Genomic DNA, 4,479 nt, shown 5'->3' on the forward strand with positions numbered 1-4,479 from the left:
ACTCGCCAGAAACTTCTTGGCTGCCGTCCACATCGCCGCAGTCGTCGCCTATTGGATCAATTGAGTCTGAACCCTAGTGAGTGGCTGAAAAGAGAGGGCAAGGACAGCATAGCGAGCCGACTCAACGGCAATGAGCAGCAGAAAAAGCAACTGCAGACAGATATTTCGGAGTTCAAGCTAGCCATTGGCCAACCGACTATCGGCTTGGGTATCAACAAGCTTCGACAGAACCCGGGCGGCGAGCTCCGACACGGGCTGCATCCTTATGACGACGACGCCAACATCATCGATGGCTTGGTCGAGGAAGAGCAGAGCAAGCTCGGATCCGGGCCCGCTCCCAAGACCATCCGCAATACTGCCTCGGCGCAACGAAGGTTCAGTGATTGGCTGCGAACAACCGGCAGGGAGAGCTTCGCGAGCCGAATCAACGGCGATTGGTATCAGCGACGGTCGTTGGACGAAGATTACCAGGAGTTCACGAAAGCCAATGGGAATATTGGCATTGGCTTCAAGAGGCTTGCGCAGTATGTGCAAGTCGTCGAGGCAAACAGGGCGCTGGGTGTCGCCTTCCCAAGGCAATCAACTCGCGAGCCGCAGCTTGCCGAGGCGAACTCATCGTGGTCGCCGGGGGCGCCGTCCGACTTCGACCCGAGTGAGAGGTCGGCGCCGGAGCGCGCACCAGCACGGTCATCAGACATCTACCGCGGTCTTGACTCTCTCGTTGATCTGTCGTCGACACCGCAAGATGCGCGTGACGATGCCCAGTCTGCCCCGGCGTTCAGGGCCGCCGCCAGACCTCCGCTCTTCGCCGGCCAGTCAGGCGCGCCAGCTCGGTCGTCAGATATCTACCGCGGTCTTGAGTCTTTCGTTGATCTGCCGTCCACGCCGCAGTCGGTACGTGATGATGCCCAGTCTGTGCTGACGGGTAGGGCAGCCGCCAGACCGCCGCTCTTCGCCGGCCAATCAGGCGCGCCAGCTCGGTCGTCAGATATCTACCGCGGTCTTGAGTCTTTCGTTGATCTGCCGTCCACGCCGCAGTCGGTACGTGATGATGCCCAGTCTGTGCCGACGGGTAGGGCCGCCGCCAGACCGCCGCTCTTCGCCGGCCAATCAGGCGCGCCAGCTCGGTCGTCAGACATCTACCGAGGTCTCCAGTCCTTCGTTGATCTGCCGTCCACACCGCAGGAGACGCGTGATGATGCTCAATCGGCACCAGTGCTTAGCCCGGCCGGTAGACCGCCATTCGTCATCGGGCCATCGGGCGAGCCTCGCGAGCTGGAGGATATCGGATATCTGGTCGGCCAGGATTGGCAGCATGGCTCCCAGCCGGTGGCGGATTTCCTGCTCGACGTACTGGACAACAGAATGCTATTGCCGAGTCCGTACGTTGTCGCACAGCCGATCGCTATCCACGGTGAAATGTACTCGATCAGGTTGGGCCCGACAGGGCGCCGCGAGGCTCGATTTATCCATCATCCTCGCCCATCCTCGGCTTCGGAGGCTCAGATCGGCGCTTCGGCTACGAGTGCTTCTTCCGGGGACCGCAGCGGACGGGTTCTCGGAGCCAGGCAATGGCTGGGCGACGAGCATATCCAGCGGGACTACGAACTCCTGGCGCAGCAGTTGCGGCGGAGCAATCCAGATCTCGCCGCCCGGACTAGGTTCGTGGATCCTCTCATAGCCTTCCAGGTAGGTCAGGGCACTAATGTCGACGCGCTCCGCGCACTCCATCGCACTGTCAATGATCGGAATGGTAACGATAATGATCGGAATGGTAACGATACAGCCGACTTCCTGTTCTTGCCGGTGAATGATGCTAGCGCTACAGACCTCAATCGCCGTGGCTCCCATTGGTCGTTCCTGCTGGTGGATCGACGCGATCGAGGCCGGCCGGTTGCCTATCACTATGACTCAGCTTTAAGCTATAATGCTAGACCCGCAGAAATGCTCGCTGAACGAGTCGGGGCCAACCTGCAAGACGCTCCCATAAGCCAGCAGAGGAATGACTATGACTGCGGCGTCTTCGTGGTTGATGGCACCCGGGCGCTGGTCAGTCGATTGGCGGCAAGTCCGCAGCCAGACCTGAACCTCAAGAACCTCGTCGTCGATCGGCAGGCACTGCAAATCCGTCTGAGCGGCTGAACGCGGCTGGCTGCGGGACGCGCCCGGCGACTGGGCGCGTCCCATGCGGGGCTTCGGCTGGTAGAGCTGGCTGGACCGGCTCTTGGCGACCTGGCGGACCGTCTGTGGTGAGCTGCGGTATCAGGACGAAGACGACATCGCCTCCGCTTTGCAAATCGGCCGGTCCGCAGTTCGAGATGCGCGCTCTTCAAATCCTGTTGGCAAGCTGGCTGAGAAACAAGTCGATTGGCCGGACCGCGGTAGTCAAGTGGCCTTGACTGCAGGCGAAATCGCTCACGATTCCGAAATGAAATCGCCCACCGTGCCGGGATGAAATCGCCCGGGATGAAGCGGCCCCTTATGGCTCTGATAGGTCACCTTCTTTCGGCTTTTGGAAGGAGTGGATCGGATGCCGATGGGGAGGCTTGCGATGGAAGATCAAACTGCACCAGATAGATCAGCACCAAGGTCATCGAACAGTCGCTGTGCCTTGGCAAGCGTCTCCCACTTTCGGCTTCTGGATTCTACATCGCCGCTATTGCCCCCGCATGAAACATAGCCAGTCCGTCGTCGATCGTCACGGAGCGGATTGCAATGTCCGTGTCCATGTGCCCAGTTATACGCCTATGTCTTCAATCTCCATCACTCCGCGTAAGGCGGCCTTCGCCGGACTTCGCCGGAGCGAAACGATTTGTTTTTCCTCACGAACTGATCTGCTGCGGGCAGTTGAAATCGCGCGCTTAGGTCTCCGAGTCGCCGAATGCACCTGAGGGGTTTCGCAGGAACGCGGATCATGGCTGCGTCCAGATTGTCGATGCGGCTCGAAGGGCTTTCAAGTCGGATTGAGTTTCCAACGTCTAATCTTCTTTCGATGCGAACGGCATTTTGTTGACAGCGCCTGTTTGCGGCTATACGCACGCTCGCCGCCGTGGTGGTGGTGGTGGAAGGTGCGACCGTCAGACGTTTGTCTGACGGAGCCCACCGCCATGATCATCTTAGCATTACAGTTGCAATTGATTGAGGATTCTGAATCCATGGGTGACCATGATTCGGGATCTGATGATTGGTGGTGCGTCGGTTGAAGATGCGCTGACGCTGTGGGCTTCCTCGTTGCGAGATGCCAAGCAACGCATCCGTCCGCTGTTTACGCAGGAGCGGGTCGCGGCCTCGGCGTGGCGCGAACCGGACAGGCAGATTTCCCGCATCCGGCTCTCGGACAAGACTTCAAGCCTTCGCCCACGGCATGTCGCGCCCAGTAAAACTTGTCCCATAGCGCATCCTTCGAATCGTGCGATAAGAATGCACCATCAAAGCCTGGGACTAAACACCTAGCGTAACGGCGTGTACGCCAGTCGAGTAATTCAGATGGTTCGAACTGCCGATCATGCTGTCTCGTCATGGTCGCTCCGGACAGCCGCGCGCCACTGCGATGGTAGTCACGTGCATGGTATTGCTCCGGCGAGGATCGCCTTGTAGCCCGTTTGGCGCCGATTACCGACAAACGGGGCATGCCGCCAAAGGCCCTGCGCAGCCAACGCTGGAAGAATTCACGACAGGTGCTCGCGCAAATCGCCTAGAGCGGTTCATGGCTAGGTTGAATCGGTAGGGATTCCCCTGCGGGCCGGTTTGTGATTCAAGATGTTGGCTGGGTCTGGGGGCCAGCATCTGATGAGCCGACCTCTTTCCAATGATCTGCGTGAACGTGTCGTTGCAGCTGTGAATGGGGGCGAGAGCTGCCGGGTGGTTGCGACGCGATTTGGCGTGGCGGTGTCCTCGGTGGTGAAGTGGTCACAGCGCTATCGTGCGACGGGTTCAGTGGCGCCCGGCAAGATAGGCGGATACCGCAAGCCGGTGCTGGAACCGCATCGCGCCTTCATCAAGGAGCGGATCAGCCAAACGCCGCATCTGACGCTGCACGGGCTGAAGGATGAACTTGCTGCCCGTGGGGTCGAGGTCTCGCACAACGCGGTCTGGACGTTCCTGCGGCGCGAAGGCCTGCGGTTCAAAAAAAACGCTGTTCGCCCTTGAGCAGGCCCGCGCGGACGTAGCGCGCCGGCGCCGTCGCTGGCAGTCGTGGCAGGCGAGCCTCGATCCTCAGCGCCTGGTCTTCATCGATGAGACCTGGATCAAGACCAGCATGGCCCCGTTGCGCGGATGGGGGCCGAAGGGCGAACGGGTGCGAGGTTTTGCACCCCACGGCCATTGGCGGACGCTGACCTTTCTCGGCGCCTTGCGCTCTGACGGCCTCGTCGCTCCCTGCGTCTTCGACGGGCCGATCAACGGCGAATGCTTCCGAGCTTATGTCGAACAGCAGCTTGTTCCAGTTCTCAAGCCGGGCGACATCGTGATCATGGATAA

General features: G+C 60.1%; 2 protein-coding genes and 2 pseudogenes. All 4 read left to right on the forward strand.

What is annotated here, in order from left to right; translation table 11 throughout:
- A partial coding sequence (locus AC5ZG5_RS45680) for a Ulp1 family isopeptidase (RefSeq protein ID WP_496165554.1) occupies positions 1-2,142 on the forward strand: 2,142 nt, incomplete at its 5' end.
- 82 nt (positions 2,143-2,224) lie between these two features.
- Complete coding sequence (locus AC5ZG5_RS45685; RefSeq protein WP_456647195.1) at positions 2,225-2,455, forward strand: hypothetical protein; 231 nt, start codon at positions 2,225-2,227, stop codon at positions 2,453-2,455.
- A gap of 710 nt (positions 2,456-3,165) precedes the next feature.
- Positions 3,166-3,294: pseudogene (locus tag AC5ZG5_RS45690) on the forward strand (IS701 family transposase); the annotation flags it as partial.
- Positions 3,295-3,789: 495 nt separating this feature from the next.
- Positions 3,790-4,479, forward strand: a pseudogene (locus AC5ZG5_RS45695) (IS630 family transposase); the annotation flags it as partial.

It is taken from the genome of Bradyrhizobium sp. Ses1, assembly GCF_059512365.1.